Below are 17,428 nucleotides of genomic sequence, written 5' to 3'. Positions count from 1 at the left end.
GTCAGCCGAGCAGGAAGTCGCCGAGGGTCCTGCGGCCCTGAGCCGAAGCCTTCGCCGCCTGCGCGAGAAAGAGTTCTGCGGCAGCCAGCGCGTCGGACAGCGCGTGATGCATCGCGTAGCGAGGGAGGTGGTGGCGGGCCCGCAGCGCGGCGAGGCGCAGGCTGCCACGTTCGGGTCCGGGCATCGTGCGGCGGGCCAGGTCGAGCGTGTCGATGGCCAGCGGCAGGAAGGGTCCGCCGAAGCACGCCCGGCACGCCGCGTCGATGAAGCGCAATTCGGTCGGTGTGTAGTGGGCGATCAGCACGCGGTCGGCGAGCGCTTCGAGGAACTCGGCGAGCACATCTTCGAGCCTCTGGCCACCCGCGGCGCGGTCATCGGTGATCCGGTGGACGCTGACGCTGGCTTCGTCGAGCAGGCCACGTGGCAGGACCAGTCGGTGGCGTGCGCTGTCGAGACGGATCTCCGGTCCGTCGAGGCAGACCCAGCCAAAGCTCAGGATGTCGTCGCGCTGCGCGTCGCTGCCGGTGGTCTCGAGGTCGAGCGCGAGGTAGCGTGCCTGCCGCCAGTCCTGCCGGCGATCGGCGAGCGGTGCCGCCAGATGGGTGAGCAGCGGCGATGCGGATCGGGCGCGCAGGCGGTGGCGGTGCCAGAGGCGGCGCAGCGCAAGCACCGCCGTCGCGAGCCCCGGGCCGGCCGGCTTCATGACCTGGCGGCGTGCGGAAAGGCCAGCAGCAGGGCCTTCTGCTGTCTGGCGACGGCCACGAAGACGTCGCGCAGGTGGTGTCTTTCGGCAGCGCCGAGCGTCGCCGGGGCGACGAAGTTGTCAGGTCGCAGCCCTTTGCCGATCTGCTCCTGCTGATGGCGGGTACGCAATCCGAGCAGGAACTCGAACGCCGCGGCCAGCGTCTCGGCACCTTCACGGCTCAGCAGCCTGGTGCCTTCAGCGGTGCGCAGTCGGCCGACCGTTCCGGTCTCGCGGATGCCGTTGCCAAGGGCGTGGATCCTCGCCAGATCGACGATCTGCAGGAGGCCATGCCGCTTGATGTCCAGTTCCCCCTGGTGTTCGCCGTCGCCGATGACCACGAATTGACGGAAGAAGCCGAGCGGAGGCGGGGCGGCGCAGGTGTTGACGACCAGGTGTGCGAGCAGCGTCTGATGCTGCGTGCAGCGCCGGGCGATCTGTTCGCGCAGCGGAGCGGTCAGCTGATCGTCGCCGTGAACGGTCCGGAAGTCGAAGAGATTCGACGCCAGGCGCGCCTTGTGCGGGTCCGGGTGATCGATCCAGTCGCCGAACAGCCGGCTCCACGCGGCGACGGGTTGGCGCCACTGCGGGTTGGTGGCCATCATTTCGCCCGAGCACGGCTGGATGCCGCAGGCTGCGAGGCCACCACAGACTTCGTGGGCGAGGCGGGTGAAGTAGGCCGCGTGCTGCTCCGGTTCGAATTCGTCGGCCAGAACCAGGGCGTTGTCCTGGTCGGAGTTGAGCGAGAGTTCGTGGCGTCCCTGCGAGCCGAAGGCGATCCACGCGTAGCCGACTGGCGGCGGGCCGAGACGCCGTTCGGCGAGCACCAGCAGGCGCGAAGCCAGAGCGTCGGCGATCCCCGAGACGACCCGCCCGAGGACCACCGCGCCTTCGCCGCGGCGCACGAGATTCAGCCAGAGTTCGGGCAGCTCCGCACACCGCACGACCAGTTCGGCGAGGTCGGTCGCGCGATGGATGCGGTCGGCGAGATGCACGCTGCTGATCCGCTGCGCGCGCAGCAGGTCGGTACTACTGACCAGGCCGAGCAACTGCTGGCCGTCGACCACCGGCAGGTGGTGGATGCCCTTGCGGGTCATCGTCAGCACGGCGTCGAAGCCGGCCGCATCCGGGGGCAGCGTGCACGGGTCGGGGGTCATGATCACCGACAGCGGCGTTCTGTCCGGCAGCCCGCTGGCCAGGCAGCGGCTGCGCAGGTCGCGGTCGGTGACGATCCCGCAGAGGCGATCCCGATCGACGACCAGCAACGCTGAAACGCGCTCGCGGGTCATCTGTGTCGCCGCTTCGCGGATCGTTGCGGCTGGCGACGCGCAGACCGGCGCACGGCCGATCAGGCTGGCCAGCGGCAGGCTGCCGAGGTCACGTTCGACGGCGGCTTCGCTTCGCCGTCGGGCGCGGCGGAGCCGTTCGACGAGCTTGCTCAGCGACTGCTGGCGAAAATCGGGGTGCTCTTCCCAGAGCCGCTCGAGGTCGCCGCGAGGCAGCCCGTAGACCAGCGTGTCCTCGACGGCATGGCCGGCCCAGCCGATCTCGGGCGAGTCCGGCAGACACGCCGCGTCATGCACATCGCCCTCGGCCATTCGGCGCGCCAGTTCGCCGTCGACGGTGCGCAGCTCGACGGCGCCCTGGCGGACCAACCAGAGGCACGGCTGCCCCTCCGGCGGGAAGCTGGCCCCGCGCCGGAGGTAGCGAATGACGAAACGCCGGGTCAGCGCCGCCAGGCCATCCGGGTCGAGGCTGTCGAATGGCGGACATTGAGCCAGGAAATCGCGGACTTCGGCGAGCTCGTCATGCACTTGGTGTCTCCGGCACAGGGGCGGCGGGTGCACAGTTTATTCCGATGTCGCGCGCACGCCGAGCCTCGCCGCCGGAGCGACGCCGCAGACGGTCAAGCAGTGCGCGGGCGTCGCGCTCCAACTGTCGCAGGACCGCCGCGAAGCCCCTTGGATTCGCGGCAAGGCCGTGATTCCGGATGACTTTGAGCCGCCGGGCGGGAATTGCCGGGCGACCGGCCAGCTTTCTCGAAGGTTGTCAAGATGTGCCATAATCGATTCTTGGCTTCCGACACTGGCGTGCGAGCGATCGTGTCCGGCGGTCCAGCCCCGGGGAATTGCCCGTAATGAGGCAAGGCGCAAGCGCCCGGGGCAAGGAGGAGAGACACTTGTCGATGGAGGAGGCTGTCCAGTGAATGGATTACTCAGGCTGTCCAGGCTGATCGACGCGCTGACCGAGCGCGTCGGCAAGGCGATCATCTGGCTCGTGCTGATCGTCACGCTGATCGGGGCGACCAATGCGGTCGTCCGCTATACCTTCAACTACAGCTCGAACGCTTTCCTCGAGATCCAGTGGTACCTGTTCTCGGCCATCTTCCTGCTTGGCTCGGGCTATACGCTGATGCGCAACGAACACGTGCGCATCGACATCATTTCCGGAAAGCTTTCGCGGCGCGCGCAGGCGCGGATCGACATCTTCGGGCTGGTCTTCTTCCTCCTGCCGATGGCCGTCGCGGTGATGGTCATGTCGTGGCCGATCTTCGTGCTCGCCTTCGTGAACAATGAGCAGTCGAGCAACGCCGGCGGACTGGTTGTCTGGCCTGTCCGTTTGCTCGTCCCGATGGGTTTCCTGCTGCTGGTCATCCAGGCGCTCTCCGAACTGATCAAGAGGATCGGTTTCCTCAAGGGTCTCTGCCCCGACCCGAACGAAAGGGCCCACAAGCCGACTGCCGAGGAAGAACTGGCGCTGGCCATCAAGGCGCAGAAGGAAGATCTCTGATGAGCGACTTCCTGATCGCCAACATGGCCCCGATCATCTTCGCGTCGATGGTCGTCTTCCTGCTCGTCGGTTTTCCGGTCTCGTTCGCACTGGCGGCCAACGGCATCGTCTTCGGGCTGATCGGCATCGAGCTCGGCCTGCTCGGCCCGCAGCTGTTCCAGGCGCTGCCCGACCGCATTTTCGGGATCATGAACAACGACACGCTGCTGGCGATTCCCTTCTTCACCTTCATGGGGCTGATCCTCGAGCGCTCCGGAATGGCCGAGGACCTGCTCGACACGATCGGCCAGCTCTTCGGGCCGCTGCGCGGCGGGCTGGCCATCGCGGTGATCTTCGTCGGCGCGCTGCTCGCCGCGACCACCGGCGTCGTCGCCGCCTCGGTGATCTCGATGGGCCTGATCTCGCTGCCCATCATGCTCCGTTACGGTTACGACACGAGGGTCGCCACTGGGGTCATCGCGGCCTCGGGAACGCTGGCCCAGATCATCCCGCCTTCGCTGGTGCTGATCATCATGGCCGACCAGCTCGGCAAGAGCGTCGGCGACATGTACGCCGGTGCGTTCATCCCGGGCTTCACGCTGACGATGTTCTACGTGGGGTACATCGCGCTGGTGGCGGTGTTCCGGCCACGCTGGACGCCGGCATTGCCGCCTGAAGCGCGAACGTTGCGCGGCGGCCGGCTGCTGATGCGTGTATGCACCACGCTGGTGCCGCCGCTGTTCCTGATCTTCCTCGTTCTCGGGACGATCTTCCTGGGCATCGCGACGCCGACCGAGGGCGGCGCGATGGGGGCGACCGGCGCCCTGGCGCTGGCCGTGGGGCGCAGGCGACTGAGCTGGGTCCTGCTCAGGCAGGCGATGGAATCGACGGCCAAGCTGACCACCTTCGTCGTATTCATCCTCGTCGGTGCCCGCGTTTTCTCGCTGACCTTCTACGGCGTGGACGGGCACAAGTGGGTCGAGCATCTGCTCATCGGGCTGCCCGGCGGTGAAGTCGGCTTCCTCATCGTGGTCAACGTGCTGGTCTTCCTGCTCGCCTTCTTTCTCGACTTTTTCGAGTTGTCGTTCATTGTCGTCCCGCTGCTCGGCCCGGTCGCCCAGGCACTCGGCATCGACCTGATCTGGTTCGGCGTTCTGCTCGCGGTCAACATGCAGACCTCGTTCATGCATCCGCCGTTCGGCTTTGCGCTTTTCTACCTGCGCTCGGTCGCCCCAGCGTCGGTCAAGACCGGCGACATCTACTGGGGGGCGATTCCCTTCGTGTGCATCCAGATCCTGATGGTCGCCATCCTGATCTTCGTTCCGGAACTGGTCACCATCGGGCTCGACAAGGACGTCAAGGTCGACCTCGACTCGGTGCAGATCGACGTGCCGACCTCGGACTACGGTGCGTCGCCCTTACCGCCCGGGATCGACGAGGGCAGGGCGGCGCCGGCCGACGCGGAAGACCCGGCGAGCAAGGCGATTCGCGAGTCGATGAAGCAGGATCAGGCCAAATAGCCGCAAGGCCGACGATCGGGTCGTCGCACGGGCTCCGCTGCCCACGGTTTCGGGTGCCTGCCAGGGGAGTGGAAGCCGGCTCGCTGCGCTCAGCCGGAAGGCGAGAACGGAGGCCCTCGCCTCCTTTCTCGGCCGGTCTGGCCTTCTCCGGCGGGCTCCTGCAGTGGCCCGCCGCTACCCGAAGCGACCGCTACCGCTTGCTGTACATGAAGTTCGCGTAGCTGCCTTCGGCGACGCGGAACCAGAGGTTCTGGTCGTCCATGAATTTCTTGTAGTCGTCGTAGACTTTCTTGAAGTCGGGGTTCTTGGCCGACGTCTCGGCGTAGAGTTCCATCGCCGCCTTGTACGAGGCGTCCATCACTTCCTTGGGGAACTGTCTCAGCTGGGTTCCCGATCCGACGAGCTGCTTGAGCGCCGTCGGGTTCCTCGCGTCGTACTTGGCCATCATGTCTACGTGCGCGTCGGCGCAGGCGATCAGCAGGATCGCCTGGTACTCCTTGGGCAGTTCGGCCCACTTCTTGGTATTGACGTAGGCAGAAACCTGCGGGCCGCCCTCCCACCAGCCCGGATAGTAGTAATACTTGGCAACCTTGTTGAAGCCGAGTTTCTGGTCGTCGTACGGACCGATCCACTCGGCCGCATCGATCGTCCCCTTCTCGAGGGCGGGATAGATGTCACCGCCGGGAATCTGCTGCGGCACCGCACCGAGCTTGCTGAGCACCGCACCGGCGAATCCGCCGATCCGGATCTTGAGACCCTTGATGTCGGCGACCGTCTTGATCTCCTTGCGATACCAGCCGCCCATCTGGGTTCCGGTGTTGCCGCAGGGAATGGGCATGATATTCGAACGACCGAAGAACTCGCCGAGCAGTTTGCCGCCGTTGCCGTAGCGCATCCAGGCGTCCATCTGGCGGTTGGTCATTCCGAACGGAACGGCTGTCTCGAGTGCGTAGGTGGGATCCTTGCCGAAAAAGTAGTAGGAGACCGTGTGGCCCATTTCGACGGTGCCGTCCTTGACCGCGTCGAACACGGCCGGTCCGGGAACGATCTCGCCGCCCGCGAAGACCTGGATCTGGAACTTCCCGCCGGTGGCCTCGGCGACTCGTTTGGCCATGTGTTCGGCTCCACCGTAGATCGTATCCAGGCTTTTCGGAAAGCTCGAAGCCAGACGCCACTTGATGGTCGGAGCGCTCTGGGCAATCGCCGGCATCGCCACCGCGCCGGTGGCCAGACCGACTCCAGCATTCTTCAGAAACGAACGTCTTTCCACAATCAGTCTCCTTTCAGGTTCTTGTCACGGGATAGCGCGCCGATTATAGCGAAGGCAGCCTTTGCTGAAACAGGGATTTGTCTGCGCCGGGGAAGTCGCCGCCGGAGAGCAGAGGGGCCGCCCGGCCGCGCTGGCGCTGCGGGTCGTTACGGGCCTGTCCGGCCCGGGCCGGGCGGTTTCCCGAGGTCGATACCGGGGCAGGCGCAGGCTGTCTTGCCCCGGTATCGGGCGACGAGTCCCGGCAGGTCAGTTGCCGGCGACCTTCATTTCTTCGACGAGGATCGAGCCGACCTGCCTGGCGCTGCGCACGAGGACGTCGTTGCCGACGCCGACGATGTTGCGGAACATGTCGCGCAGGTTGCCGGCGATGGTGATTCCCTCGACCGGGTAGGCAATCTCCCCACCCTCGACCCAGTATCCGGCGGCTCCGCGCGAATAGTCTCCGGTGACGTAATTGACCCCCTGGCCGAGCAGTTCGGTGACCAGCAGACCACGGCCCATCTTCTTGAGCAGGCCGGAGAGGTCACGTCGGCCCGGGTGAACGATCAGGTTGTGGCAGCCACCCGAGTTGGCAGTCGTCTGCATGCCCAGCTTGCGGGCGCTGTAGACGCTCAGGAAGTAGCCATTGAGCCGGCCATCGACGACGACCTCGCGCTCTGCGGTTGCCACACCGTCGTTGTCGAAATAGCTGCTGGCCAGCGCTCGCGGCAGGTGTGGGCGCTCGCTGATGTTCACCTTGCGTGAAAAGATGCGCTTGCCCAGGCTGTCGGTGAGGAAGGACGTCTTGCGGTAGAGACTGCCGCCGCTCGCTGCATGGACGAAGTGGCCGACGAGTGAAGAGGCGATCGGCGCCTCGAAGAGCACGGGAACCCGGCAAGTCTTGAGTTGGCGGGCACCGAGCCGCGACAACGCTCGCTCGGCGGCCTTTCGACCGATCTCTTCGGGCGAGCCGAGCGCCGGCGCGTCGCGTGCCACGGCGTACCAGTCGTCGCGCTGCATGTTCTCGTCCTTGCCGGCAATCACCGAACACGACAGATAGTGCCGGGACGTGGCGTAGCCACCGACGAAGCCCAGGCTGTTGGCAAAGACGAACTGACCCTCCTGGAGAGAAGCGGTGGCTCCTTCGGAGTTGGTGACCTCCGGGCTGGCCGAAAAGGCCGCCTGTTCGCAACGACGGGTCAGCTCGATCGCCTCGTCGACGGACAGCAACCAGGGGTGATAGAGGTCCAGCGACGGCCGCAGATTCGCGTCGATGGCCAGCAGTTCGGCATCCGGCAGACCCGCACAGGGGTCCGAGGCGGTGAAGCGGGCGATGTTCAGCGCCGCCTCGACGGTCTCGCGCAACGCGGCCGGCGAGAAGTCCGAGGTGCTCGCCTGGCCTTTCTGCTGGCCGAGATAGATGGTCACCGAAATCGACTTGTCACGGTTGTACTCGATCGTCTCGACGTCTCCGCGGCGCACGGTCACGGTCTGTCCGAAGCCGTCCGAGACGTCGACCTCGCAGCCGCTTGCGCCTTGTCCAGCAGCGTGCGCGAGTCCGTCGCGGGCGAGATCGCGAAGTCGGTCGAGGGAGTGACTGAAGCGTGATTGCATGGCAAGGACCGGGGAGTTTCCCGGTGGCGATCGGCTACCGGGCGGAGAAAGGCGTTATCATACCGCCCGGCGCGCGACGATGGCCACCGTATCGGGCGCGCGATGGGCCGTTTCCCCGGGGCAGCGAAAGGAACTGGGTTTGGTGACCTCGCCCGATTCGGCAAGCGCTCAGCCGTCGAAGACCAGGCGCAAGAAGTCGATGATCGAACTCCAGCGACTTGGCGAGCAACTGGTCGAGGTCGCCGACGACCGGCTCGAGGTGCTCGATCTGCCGGAGGACCTGCTCGGCGCGATCAGGCAGGCGCGACGCCTGGCGAGACACGACGATGCCCGGCGTCGCCAGATGCAGTACATCGGCCGGCTGATGCGTGAGGTGGACCCCGAGCCGATCCGCGAGGCACTGGCTGCCGTGCGCGGCGAGTCGAGGCACGAGCAAGCGAAACTGCATCGCGTCGAAGCGCTGCGCGATGACTTGCTGGCTGACGAGCGAGCGCTTCAACGGATCGCTCAGGCCTGGCCCGGAGCCGATCTGCAGCGGCTCAAGTCGCTGCGCCGGGCGGCGGTGAACGAGCGTGCCGAGGGCAGGCCGCCGCGCAACTACCGTGAGCTTTTCCGCGCGCTGAGGGGGATCGCCGAGAGCAATGACGCAGGGGAGGACGACGACGAGCGGCGGGCCGAGCAATGAATTGCAGGTCGGCCTCGTGTCGATCAGCGACCGTGCTGCGCGCGGCAGCTACCCGGATCAGGGGCTTCCGGTTCTCGAGGAATGGCTCGGCCGCGCGTTGAGCAGTCCCTGGCGCTGCGAATGTCGCCTGATTGCCGACGAGCAGCCGTTGATCGAAGAGACGCTGATCGAACTGGTCGATCGGCAGGGCTGTCACCTGGTCCTGACAACCGGCGGGACTGGTCCGGCGCCGCGTGACCGGACGCCGGAAGCCACGCTTGCGGTTGCCGACCGGGTGCTCCCGGGTTTTGGCGAAGAAATGAGGCGCATCAGCCGCCATTTCGTGCCCACCGCGATCCTTTCGCGACAGGTCGGGGTCGCGCGTGGCAAGGCGCTGATTCTCAACCTGCCGGGTCAGCCCAGGGCGATACGCGAAACGCTCGAAGGGGTTCGGACTGCCGAAGGCACGGTGATCGTCGACGGCATCTTTTCGGCGGTACCTTACTGCCTCGATCTGCTCGGTGGGCCGTACGTCGAAACCGCGGCCGAAGTGGTCCGGTCGTTCAGACCGGCGTCCGCCGTTCGCCGGTCCTGAGCCGGCGTGAGGTCGGACGATTGGTCCGGCAGAACCCGTCGGCCGTGCGACGGCCGAGCAGTTGTCGTCTTCCGCCCGCAGGCGTCGGGCTCCCCGACGGGCACATAGCGAGGTTTCGGTGAGCGCATGGGCAGCCGGCGGCTATTCGCGGAAGCGACCGATTTCGTAATCGCTCCCGGTCGACTCGAGGTCCAGCGGCGTCAGCACGCGAGTCCTCTCGGGCAGGCCGAGATCCATCGACTCGCGGACCTTGAAGCCGTCCGCCGGCAGGACGATGCGCAGGACTCCGCGCTCGACCGCTTCGCGGAGCCAGATTCCGGGCAGCGCTGCTGCAAAGCCGCTGCGTCGCGGCCTGAGTTCGACGCTCTGTGCGTGCCGCGAGAGCACCTGGATACCGACTCTCGACGGTCCGCCAGGGGCACGGACCAGGCGCTGCACGCGGCCGAGCAACCAGTTGTCGCCGCCCTCGGCCTGCATGCAGAGCAAGGAACCGATCCCGATCGTGTCGGGGCCGATTTCTTCCCGGATGGCCAGGAATCCGCCCAGGCTGACGTTTTCGACCACCCAGGAGTGAGTCCCGGCGTAGTCGGGCGGGCGCGGGGGGTTGGCCGAAAAGATCGCGTAACTGGCCTCGAAGCCAACGATGACGGCCATCCGCGTCCGGACTGCGTGCCGCTGATGGCGCCGCCGCGGGGGGGTCGGGTTCCAGTACTCGGCCAGATGACGGGCAACCGGAAGGATTACCCGCGCCGGGTATTGCCCGCCGAGATTGATGCCCGGCGGGAGTTCGCCGTGCTCGAGCAGCCGGATCAGTTCGCCGAGCGCCGCGCACGCCGGTGCCGAGGAGAGGAAGCGGAGGCTTGGCCTGGGTGGTCCGGGTTGCACGGCCAGCCGTACGGGTGCGACGCCGCTGGCCGTGTCGATCCAGTAGACGCACTCGGGACGCCAGCCTGGCAGCAGCGCGAAGCCCGGCAGACAATGGGTGATCAGCCGATCGGCGAGTTCGACTTGCAGAGGCGGCAGACGATCGGTCGCCGAGATGCTGAAGACGACCGCCGACACGGTCTGCTGGGCAACACTGGTCAGGCCCTGCTGCCCGGGGTAGAGCGGAGTCGGCTTCGCAGAGTAGGCCGATTGCTCGGCGGCGAGGTAGGTCTGCCCGAGCGAACGCCAGAAATCCTCATCGGGCATTTCGTGGCGATAGGCCAGCCATTTGACACGCGCGCAGCGGGCACCCTGCAGTCGTGTCGCAGCGATGGGCAGAAGGGCCCGGAGCGCGTCGCCTGCTCTGCCGGCGGGGGCCAGCCGCGCGCCATCGACGGCCAGCGCGTAACCGGCCGAGGCTTCGCGCCAATAGCCGTGGCATAGCGTCCAGAGACGCTGTCGCTCGACAGGCGAGATCCGGGCTTGAAAGTAGTCGCGGAGCAGGTGCCGGAGGTGGGGCTGAGCGACCTCGTCGAGTTGCCGCAGGACGTCCAAATAGAAATCGACACGAAAGTCGGGAGCCTGGCGCAGCGACTCGATCCAGCTGGTTACCTCCTCGATGGCGTTGGCCGGCCGCTCGACATGCAGTTCGCCAAGGATCCGTTTCAATTCCTTGCCATCGGCCAGAGGATGGTCGGGGCGCTGCGGAAACAGTCGGAGGATCATCTGGAACCAGCCTCATCACGCTATCGCGGTGCGAACGCCGCATTGCGGTTCGGGGTGACTGGCCGGCAGCGAACCCGGAGATCCGGGTGTCCGCGGGTGGTGCAGCGGCCCCGGCTTGAGCACAAGTTTACTTTACAATCCGGGTTTGCACACGGTAGGTGGGGGCGATGCAACAGTATCTCGACCTGGTGCGTCACGTTCTCGAATATGGCAGACCGAAGGCCGACCGCACGGGGACCGGGACCCGTTCGATCTTCGGCTGGCAGATGCGCTTCGTGCTCGCCGAGGGCTTCCCGCTGCTGACGACGAAGAAGCTGCACTTGCGCTCGATCATCCATGAACTGCTCTGGTTCCTCAGAGGCGAGACCAACATTCGCTACCTGACGGACAACGGGGTGCGGATCTGGGACGAATGGGCCGACGAGAAGGGCGACCTCGGCCCGGTTTACGGTCATCAGTGGCGGCACTGGCGGGCCACCGACGGCCGCGAGATCGACCAGATTGCCCGCCTGGTCGAGTCGCTGAAGGCCAATCCCGATTCGCGCAGACACCTCGTCACGGCCTGGAATCCCGGGGATGTCGACCGGATGGCTCTGCCGCCGTGCCACGTACTTTTTCAGTTCGACGTCGCGGTGCCCTTGCCGGCCGATCCGGACCGGCGCCCGGCTCTTTCGTGCCAGCTCTACCAGCGCAGCGCCGACGTCTTCCTCGGAGTCCCTTTCAATATCGCTTCGTATGCGTTGTTGACCCTGATGCTGGCCCAGGTCTGTGGTTATCGGCCGGGTGATTTCATCCATACGCTCGGCGACGCTCATCTGTACAGCAATCATTTCGACCAGGCCAGGCTGCAGCTCGCGCGCTCGCCGCGTGCGCTGCCGACGATGCGCCTCAATTCCGAGGTGCGGGATCTCTTCGCCTTCCGGTTCGAGGACTTCACGCTTGACGGTTACGACCCCCATCCGCACATTGCTGCAGCCGTCTCGGTGTAGCCTGGACGTCGGATGACCGGGGCAGGCAAAGGGAGTTTCTGTCGATGCCGCTGCTCTCGCTGATCGCGGTGGTCGGGAGCGATCTCGGGATCGGCCGGGAACAGCGCCTCCTCTGGCACCTTCCCGAGGACCTCCGGCATTTTCGGGCGCTGACTCTCGGCAAGGCGGTCCTCATGGGGAGAAAGACCTGGGAGTCGCTGCCACGAGCGTTTCGGCCACTGCCCGGCCGGCGGAACATCGTGCTCAGCCGGAATTCGTCGTATGTCGCCGACGGGGCGGTCGTCGTCGGGTCGATCGGCGAGGCGCTGCGGGTCGCCGCGGATGCGGCCGAGGTGTTGGTCATCGGCGGTGCCGACCTTTACGAGCAGACGATCGGCGTCGCGCAGCGGCTCTACCTGACCGAGGTGCACGAGCGGAGCGCCGCAGACCGCTTCTTCCCGAAGATTTCCGGCGCCGTGTGGCGGGAAGTCTCGCGGCGGCCTGGTGGTGGGCAAGAGGTCGACGGCCGCCCACAGGGGCCGGACTTCGACTTCGTGGTGTACGAACGGCTCAGCCCGGATGAACCGGCCACGACAGAGATCCTGACGTGATCGAATGCGAAGACGATCGACCGAACGGCCGAGCGCTGCGCAGGGCTTGGGTAAGGCATGCTGCCTGTCTGTCGCGCGGCCCGACTGCTGGCTGCCGCCGGTTGGCGGGAGCCGGGCGGGTGGTGTTCCAGCCTGGCCGAGTTGCAGAGCCGTCTTCGGCCGACGGGGTCGGGTGATGGCCGACTCCCTGCGAGACTACCTCGCAGCCACCGAGGCTGCCGGACCTCTCCTCGCGCACGCAGCCCTGCTCCGCAAACTCGCCGCTGTCTATCGACGGGTCGTTCCGGGCCATCTTGCCGACTCGAGCAGGGTTGCCAACTACCGGGCACAGAGCCGGACACTGGTCGTCCTCGCCGAAACGGGCGCGGTCGCTGCGAAGTTGCGTCAGATGGCGCCGAGCGTGGCCACGGAACTGACCAGGAACGGCTACGACTGCACGACAGTGCACGTCAGAGTGCAGGCCCGGTCGGCAGTCTTCGGGGTGGTCGGCAGCCCACCATGCGGCAGGCCGCTCAGCCCGTCGGCCTGCGACCGCCTGAGGGCACTCAGCGAGTCGTTGCCGCCTTCGCCACTGCGCGCGGCTCTGGAAAGCCTGTTGCAGCGCGCGATCAGGCAGGAATGAGCGCCAGTCGCTCGACGATCAGAAGGGCAAAGACGAGCAGCGCGACGATCAGCGAATAGCGGAAAAGGCGCCACGAGAACTGCAGGTAGCGGCCGTCGCGTGTGAACAGATAGGCGACGATACCGCCCGCGACCGCGATCACGGTCAGTATGCCGAGCAGGCGAAGCAGCCACATCTGCCTAGTGGGCCGGTGAGATCAGCCAGCGGGAAATCGCTTGTGGGGCCTGCTCGCGGTCCTCGAAGCTGGTGAATTCCCAAGCCTCCGGTCGGGCGAGCAATTCACGCGCCAGGCTGTTGTTCAGCGCATGCCCGGACTTGTGGGCGGTGAAGGAGGCCAGCAGGGGGTGACCCAGCAGGTAGAGATCGCCGATTGCGTCGAGCAGCTTGTGTTTGACGAACTCGTCTTTGTCACGCAGACCCTCCGCGTTGAGTACGCGGAATTCGTCGAGGACGAGCGCGTTTTCGAGGCCTCCGCCCTGCGCGAGACCGTTCTCGTGAAGCCATTCGACTTCGTGCATGAAGCCGAAAGTTCGTGCTCGAGCCACCTCTCGGGCGTACGAATTGTCGGCGAAATCGATGGTCAGCTGTTGCGCGGTGCGATCGATCGCCGGATGATTGAAACCGATCGAAAACGACAGGCGGAAGCCCTCGTAGGGATCGAGGCGCGCCCATTTCTGACCGCTTTCCTGGTCGCCTTCGCGAACCTCGATCGGCTGGGTGACGCGAATGAAGCGCTTGGCGACTGGCTGCTCTTCTATACCGACGGACCTGATCAGGAAGACGAAAGGCGATGCAGATCCATCGAGGATCGGCAGTTCGGCTGCGTCGAGGTCGACAAAGGCATTGTCGATACCCAGTCCCGCAAGAGCCGACATCAGATGCTCGACCGTCGCCACCCTGGCGCCCTGCCGCTCGAGGCACGAGCACATGCGTGTATCGCTGACCAGCAGAGCGGAGGCGGGGACATCGACGACCGGATCGAGGTCGACGCGGCGAAAGACGATGCCGGTCCCGGCCGCTGCCGGCCGCAGACACATCGTCACCTTGGCCCCCGAGTGCAGGCCGACACCGACCGCACGGACCAGCGCCCGGAGTGTTCTTTGCTTGAGCATCTGCCTGAATAAACGATGGAACCGGCGAATTCTAGCACGCTTCGTGCGGGAATCCGCCAGTTCCTGCAGTCGAGGAGGCGTGCAGCGCGATCAGTCCGCCTGTTTCCTGAGAAACGCGGGGATGTCGTACCGGTCGACGCCGCTGTTCGCCAGGGCTTCGACGGTCGCGCTGCGTCCCTTGCGGACGATCGCCGGGATGTTGTCGAGAGTCGCGTAGTCGATGCTCGCTCCGCTGACGAAGGGGCCATCGGTGCCGGTTCCCTGCGAGCGGTTGACCACCTCGAAGGGCTGGCGTCTGGCCTGTGCCTGCCCGAGCCCGGTGGCCACGACAGTGACGCGGATCTCCTCGCCCATGTTGTCGTCGTAGACCGCGCCGAAAATGATGTGCGCGTCGTCTGCGGCAAATGCGCGGACGGTATTCATCACCTCGTTGACTTCCCGCATCTTGAGCGATCGGGTCGCGGTGATGTTCACCAGGACGCCCTTGGCACCCGACAGATTGACACCCTCGAGCAGTGGCGACGAGACCGCGCGCTCGGCAGCGATGCGGGCACGATCGACGCCTGCCGCGTTGGCCGAGCCCATCATCGCCATGCCCATTTCGCCCATGACGGTGCGTACGTCCTCGAAGTCGACGTTGACCAGGCCGGGAAAGTTGATGATCTCCGCGATGCCGCCGACCGCGTTGCGCAGCACGTTGTCCGCTGCCTTGAATGCGTCGTCCATCGACACGTCGTCGCCGAGGACGTCCATCAGCCGGTCATTGAGGATGACGATCAGCGAATCGACGTGTTTCTGCAGTTCGGCGATACCGACTTCGGCGATCTTCAGGCGCTTGCCTTCGAAGCCGAACGGCTTGGTGACCACCGCGACGGTGAGCACGCCGAGTTCCCGCGCCACTTCGGCGACGATCGGGGCCGCGCCGGTGCCGGTTCCGCCACCCATGCCGGCGGTGATGAACACCATGTGCGCACCCTTCAGCGAATCGGCGATCGCATCACGGGCTTCGACAGCCGCACCGCGCCCGGCTTCCGGCTTGGCACCAGCGCCCAGCCCGCTCTTGCCAAGCTGCAGCTTGTTCATCGCGATGCTCCGGCCGAGGGCCTGTGAATCGGTGTTCGCGGTGATGAAGTCGACGCCATTGACCCCCTCACGGATCATGTGATCGACGGCGTTACCGCCGGCCCCACCGATGCCGATCACCTTGATGACCGTGTCCCGGTCGTCTTCTCTTTCTTCGATGTCGATGATTTCAAACATTGTCGCCTCCTCTGCAAGAAAAAAGTTCAATGGTCAAACGGAAGAGTTGCCAGCCCGTGTCGTGGGCCGGATCAGAAGTTCTTTTCAAACCACGAGCGCATGCGCCCGAAGACCTGCTTGACGTCCCTGGTCTCGCGTACCTTCAGACCGCGCTTGCGCTGCGCCTGAGCCTCGAGAAGCAAGCCGCAGGCGGTCGCGAAACGGGGGCTCTGTACGACGTCGGCGAGTGCCCCCTGGTACTTGGGTACCCCCAGGCGAACCGGCATGTGGAAGATTTCCTCACCGAGTTCGATCATCCCCGGCATCACCGAGGCGCCGCCGGTCAGGACGATTCCCGACGAGAGGACGTCCTCGAAGCCGGACCGGCGAAGCTCGGCCTGGACCAGCTCGTAGAGCTCCTCGACGCGCGGCTGGATGACATCGGCCAACGCGCGCCGCGAGAGCTTGCGCGAAGGGCGGTCGTCGAGCCCGGCGACGTCGAGCACGTCCTCGGGGTCGGCGAGATGCGCCAGCGCGCAGCCGTACTTGCGCTTGATGTCCTCGGCTTCACGGGTCGGTGTGCGCAGGGCCATGGCGATGTCGTTGGTGATCTGGTCCCCGGCGATCGGGATCACTGAAGTGTGGCGGATCGCTCCCTGCGTCCATACGGCCAGGTCGGTCGTTCCGCCACCGATGTCGATCAGGCAGATCCCGAGGTCCTTCTCGTCTTCCGAGAGGACGGCACAGCTCGAGGCGAGCGGCTGCAGAACGAGGTCATTCACTTCGAGGCCACAGCGCCGCACACACTTGACGATGTTTTGCGCCGCGGACACGGCGCCGGTGACGATGTGCACCTTGACCTCGAGGCGGAATCCGCTCATCCCGATCGGCTCGCGAATTCCATCCTGATCGTCGATGATGAACTCCTGGGTGAGGATGTGCAGGATCTCCTGGTCGGCGGGAATCGGCATCGCGCGTGCGGTTTCGATGACCCGCTCGACGTCCATCGGGGTCACTTCCTTGTCCTTGATGGCCACCATCCCGTTCGAGTTGAAGCTGCGGATGTGGCTGCCGGCGATCCCCGTATACACGTCGCGCACCTTGCAGTCGGCCATCAGTTCAACCTCCTGGAGCACGCGCGAGATCGTCGCGACCGTTTCCTCGATATTGACCACGACGCCCTTCTTGAGACCCTTGGACTCCTGGGAACCCATGCCGATCACGTTCACTCGTCCTTCGGAGGTCAGTTCGGCGACCAGAGCGACGATCTTGGATGTGCCGATATCGAGTCCGACGATCAGATCCTTGCTATCCCTGCTCATTTCTTTCCCTTGACATCGTGAGCTGCACTGGCCGGAAGGCGCAATGCGAAACCGTTCGGATACCGCATGTCCACTGCCGCCGGACGCCCGAAGCGAGCGTTGGAGACGGTTGGATAGTAGTCGACGAAACGCTGCAGGCGCGTCCGTATCGGCGCTTTGCTCTGTTCGCGGCCGAGTTCGACAAGCATGCCATCGTCCAGCCGGAGAAGCCACGCCAGGCGCGGAGAGAGCAGCACCTGGGCCGGCAAGCGACCGGTTGGTCCGAGCATCTCGGCGAACTCGGCGTAGCGTCGCAACACTTCCCCGGACGAGCCGGCCGGACCGCTGAGCCGTGGCAGCTGCTGTTCGCGCGAAAGAAGCGCGGGAAACACCTCACCATAGGTATTCACCAACTGACCGTCGCCTTCGCCCCAGCGTGCCGCCGCACGATGCTCCTCGATCCGCACCTCGACTCGCGAGGGCCACCTGCGCCACAACTCGGCACGACGTACCCACGGCAGGCTCTCGAGCGACCGGCGTAGAGCCTCGATGTCCACGGTGAAGAAACTGCCGCGCAGGACGGGTGCCAGCACTTCCTCGATCTCGCTCCTCCTCGTCTCCTGCAACTCGTGCGTGACCTCGACCTCGGTGAGTGGGAAGAGCCGCCAGCGCGGTGCTCCCCAGACCACTGCGGCAGCGAGCAACGCCGCGAATCCTGCCAGGTAGAGCAGGTCTGCGAGGGCTGTCAGCAGGTGCGGTCTGTGCCACATGC

17 protein-coding genes are annotated in these 17,428 nt (G+C 65.8%); 7 read left to right on the top strand and 10 right to left on the bottom strand.

Annotation, left to right across the window (positions count from 1 at the left end; translation table 11 throughout):
- Position 1: 1 nt before the first annotated feature.
- Complete coding sequence (locus NFW05_RS13385; RefSeq protein WP_295307704.1) at positions 2 to 703, bottom strand: exonuclease domain-containing protein; 702 nt, start codon at positions 701 to 703, stop codon at positions 2 to 4.
- Complete coding sequence (locus NFW05_RS13380; RefSeq protein WP_295307701.1) at positions 700 to 2,556, bottom strand: DUF294 nucleotidyltransferase-like domain-containing protein; 1,857 nt, start codon at positions 2,554 to 2,556, stop codon at positions 700 to 702. Before NFW05_RS13380 ends, NFW05_RS13385 begins: the two co-directional genes overlap by 4 nt.
- Before the next feature lie 388 nt (positions 2,557 to 2,944).
- On the opposite strand from NFW05_RS13380, the gene NFW05_RS13375 reads away from it, so the two are divergent.
- Both NFW05_RS13375 and NFW05_RS13370 read left to right on the top strand, forming a co-directional pair.
- Positions 2,945 to 3,532: a TRAP transporter small permease subunit gene (locus NFW05_RS13375; RefSeq protein ID WP_295307698.1), complete on the top strand. Its 588-nt coding sequence runs from the start codon at positions 2,945 to 2,947 to the stop codon at positions 3,530 to 3,532.
- Positions 3,532 to 5,031, top strand: a complete 1,500-nt coding sequence (locus tag NFW05_RS13370) for a TRAP transporter large permease subunit (RefSeq protein ID WP_295307696.1) — start codon at positions 3,532 to 3,534, stop codon at positions 5,029 to 5,031. The genes NFW05_RS13375 and NFW05_RS13370 overlap by 1 nt, the downstream gene beginning before the upstream one ends.
- A 190-nt stretch (positions 5,032 to 5,221) precedes the next feature.
- On the opposite strand, the gene NFW05_RS13365 is transcribed toward NFW05_RS13370, so the two are convergent.
- Positions 5,222 to 6,301, bottom strand: coding sequence for a TRAP transporter substrate-binding protein (locus NFW05_RS13365; protein WP_295307693.1), 1,080 nt, complete (start codon positions 6,299 to 6,301; stop codon positions 5,222 to 5,224).
- Positions 6,302 to 6,547: 246 nt separating this feature from the next.
- Positions 6,548 to 7,894, bottom strand: coding sequence for a metalloprotease PmbA (pmbA, locus tag NFW05_RS13360; protein ID WP_295307691.1), 1,347 nt, complete (start codon positions 7,892 to 7,894; stop codon positions 6,548 to 6,550).
- Positions 7,895 to 8,036: 142 nt separating this feature from the next.
- Between pmbA and yjgA the strand changes: the two genes are divergently transcribed.
- Together yjgA and mog are read left to right on the top strand one after the other, a co-directional pair.
- Positions 8,037 to 8,579, top strand: a complete 543-nt coding sequence (yjgA, locus tag NFW05_RS13355) for a ribosome biogenesis factor YjgA (protein WP_295307688.1) — start codon at positions 8,037 to 8,039, stop codon at positions 8,577 to 8,579.
- Positions 8,536 to 9,153, top strand: coding sequence for a molybdopterin adenylyltransferase (mog, locus tag NFW05_RS13350; RefSeq protein WP_295307686.1), 618 nt, complete (start codon positions 8,536 to 8,538; stop codon positions 9,151 to 9,153). The genes yjgA and mog overlap by 44 nt, the downstream gene beginning before the upstream one ends.
- A gap of 141 nt (positions 9,154 to 9,294) precedes the next feature.
- On the opposite strand, the gene NFW05_RS13345 is transcribed toward mog, so the two are convergent.
- Entirely contained in the window at positions 9,295 to 10,803 is a 1,509-nt protein-coding gene (locus tag NFW05_RS13345) for a hypothetical protein (protein WP_295307683.1), read from the bottom strand.
- Between the two features lie 167 nt (positions 10,804 to 10,970).
- Between NFW05_RS13345 and NFW05_RS13340 the strand changes: the two genes are divergently transcribed.
- From NFW05_RS13340 to NFW05_RS13330, 3 genes are all read left to right on the top strand, one after another.
- Entirely contained in the window at positions 10,971 to 11,792 is an 822-nt protein-coding gene (locus tag NFW05_RS13340; RefSeq protein ID WP_295307681.1) for a thymidylate synthase, read from the top strand.
- A 44-nt stretch (positions 11,793 to 11,836) separates the two neighbouring features.
- The gene (locus tag NFW05_RS13335; RefSeq protein ID WP_295307678.1) at positions 11,837 to 12,382 is read left to right on the top strand and encodes a dihydrofolate reductase; all 546 of its coding nucleotides are present in this window, start codon (positions 11,837 to 11,839) and stop codon (positions 12,380 to 12,382) included.
- A gap of 175 nt (positions 12,383 to 12,557) precedes the next feature.
- Entirely contained in the window at positions 12,558 to 13,004 is a 447-nt protein-coding gene (locus NFW05_RS13330; RefSeq protein WP_295307676.1) for a DciA family protein, read from the top strand.
- On the opposite strand, the gene NFW05_RS13325 is transcribed toward NFW05_RS13330, so the two are convergent.
- From NFW05_RS13325 to NFW05_RS13305, 5 genes are all read right to left on the bottom strand, one after another.
- Positions 12,991 to 13,179: a hypothetical protein gene (locus NFW05_RS13325; protein WP_295307673.1), complete on the bottom strand. Its 189-nt coding sequence runs from the start codon at positions 13,177 to 13,179 to the stop codon at positions 12,991 to 12,993. The two genes, NFW05_RS13330 and NFW05_RS13325, sit on opposite strands and share 14 nt — an antisense overlap.
- Positions 13,180 to 13,183: 4 nt before the next feature.
- Entirely contained in the window at positions 13,184 to 14,116 is a 933-nt protein-coding gene (gene lpxC / locus NFW05_RS13320) for a UDP-3-O-acyl-N-acetylglucosamine deacetylase (protein WP_295307670.1), read from the bottom strand.
- A gap of 90 nt (positions 14,117 to 14,206) precedes the next feature.
- Positions 14,207 to 15,376, bottom strand: a complete 1,170-nt coding sequence (gene ftsZ / locus NFW05_RS13315) for a cell division protein FtsZ (protein ID WP_295307667.1) — start codon at positions 15,374 to 15,376, stop codon at positions 14,207 to 14,209.
- A gap of 71 nt (positions 15,377 to 15,447) precedes the next feature.
- Entirely contained in the window at positions 15,448 to 16,677 is a 1,230-nt protein-coding gene (gene ftsA / locus NFW05_RS13310; RefSeq protein WP_295307664.1) for a cell division protein FtsA, read from the bottom strand.
- Entirely contained in the window at positions 16,674 to 17,426 is a 753-nt protein-coding gene (locus tag NFW05_RS13305; RefSeq protein ID WP_295307661.1) for a cell division protein FtsQ/DivIB, read from the bottom strand. The genes ftsA and NFW05_RS13305 overlap by 4 nt, the downstream gene beginning before the upstream one ends.
- Between the last annotated feature and the right edge of the window lie 2 nt (positions 17,427 to 17,428).

Origin of the sequence: Accumulibacter sp. (genome assembly GCF_023806625.1) — a bacterium.
Classification (GTDB): Bacteria; Pseudomonadota; Gammaproteobacteria; order Burkholderiales; family Rhodocyclaceae; genus Accumulibacter.
Note: the sequence above shows the minus strand (reverse complement) of the source record. Positions and strands in the feature narration are given on the sequence as shown.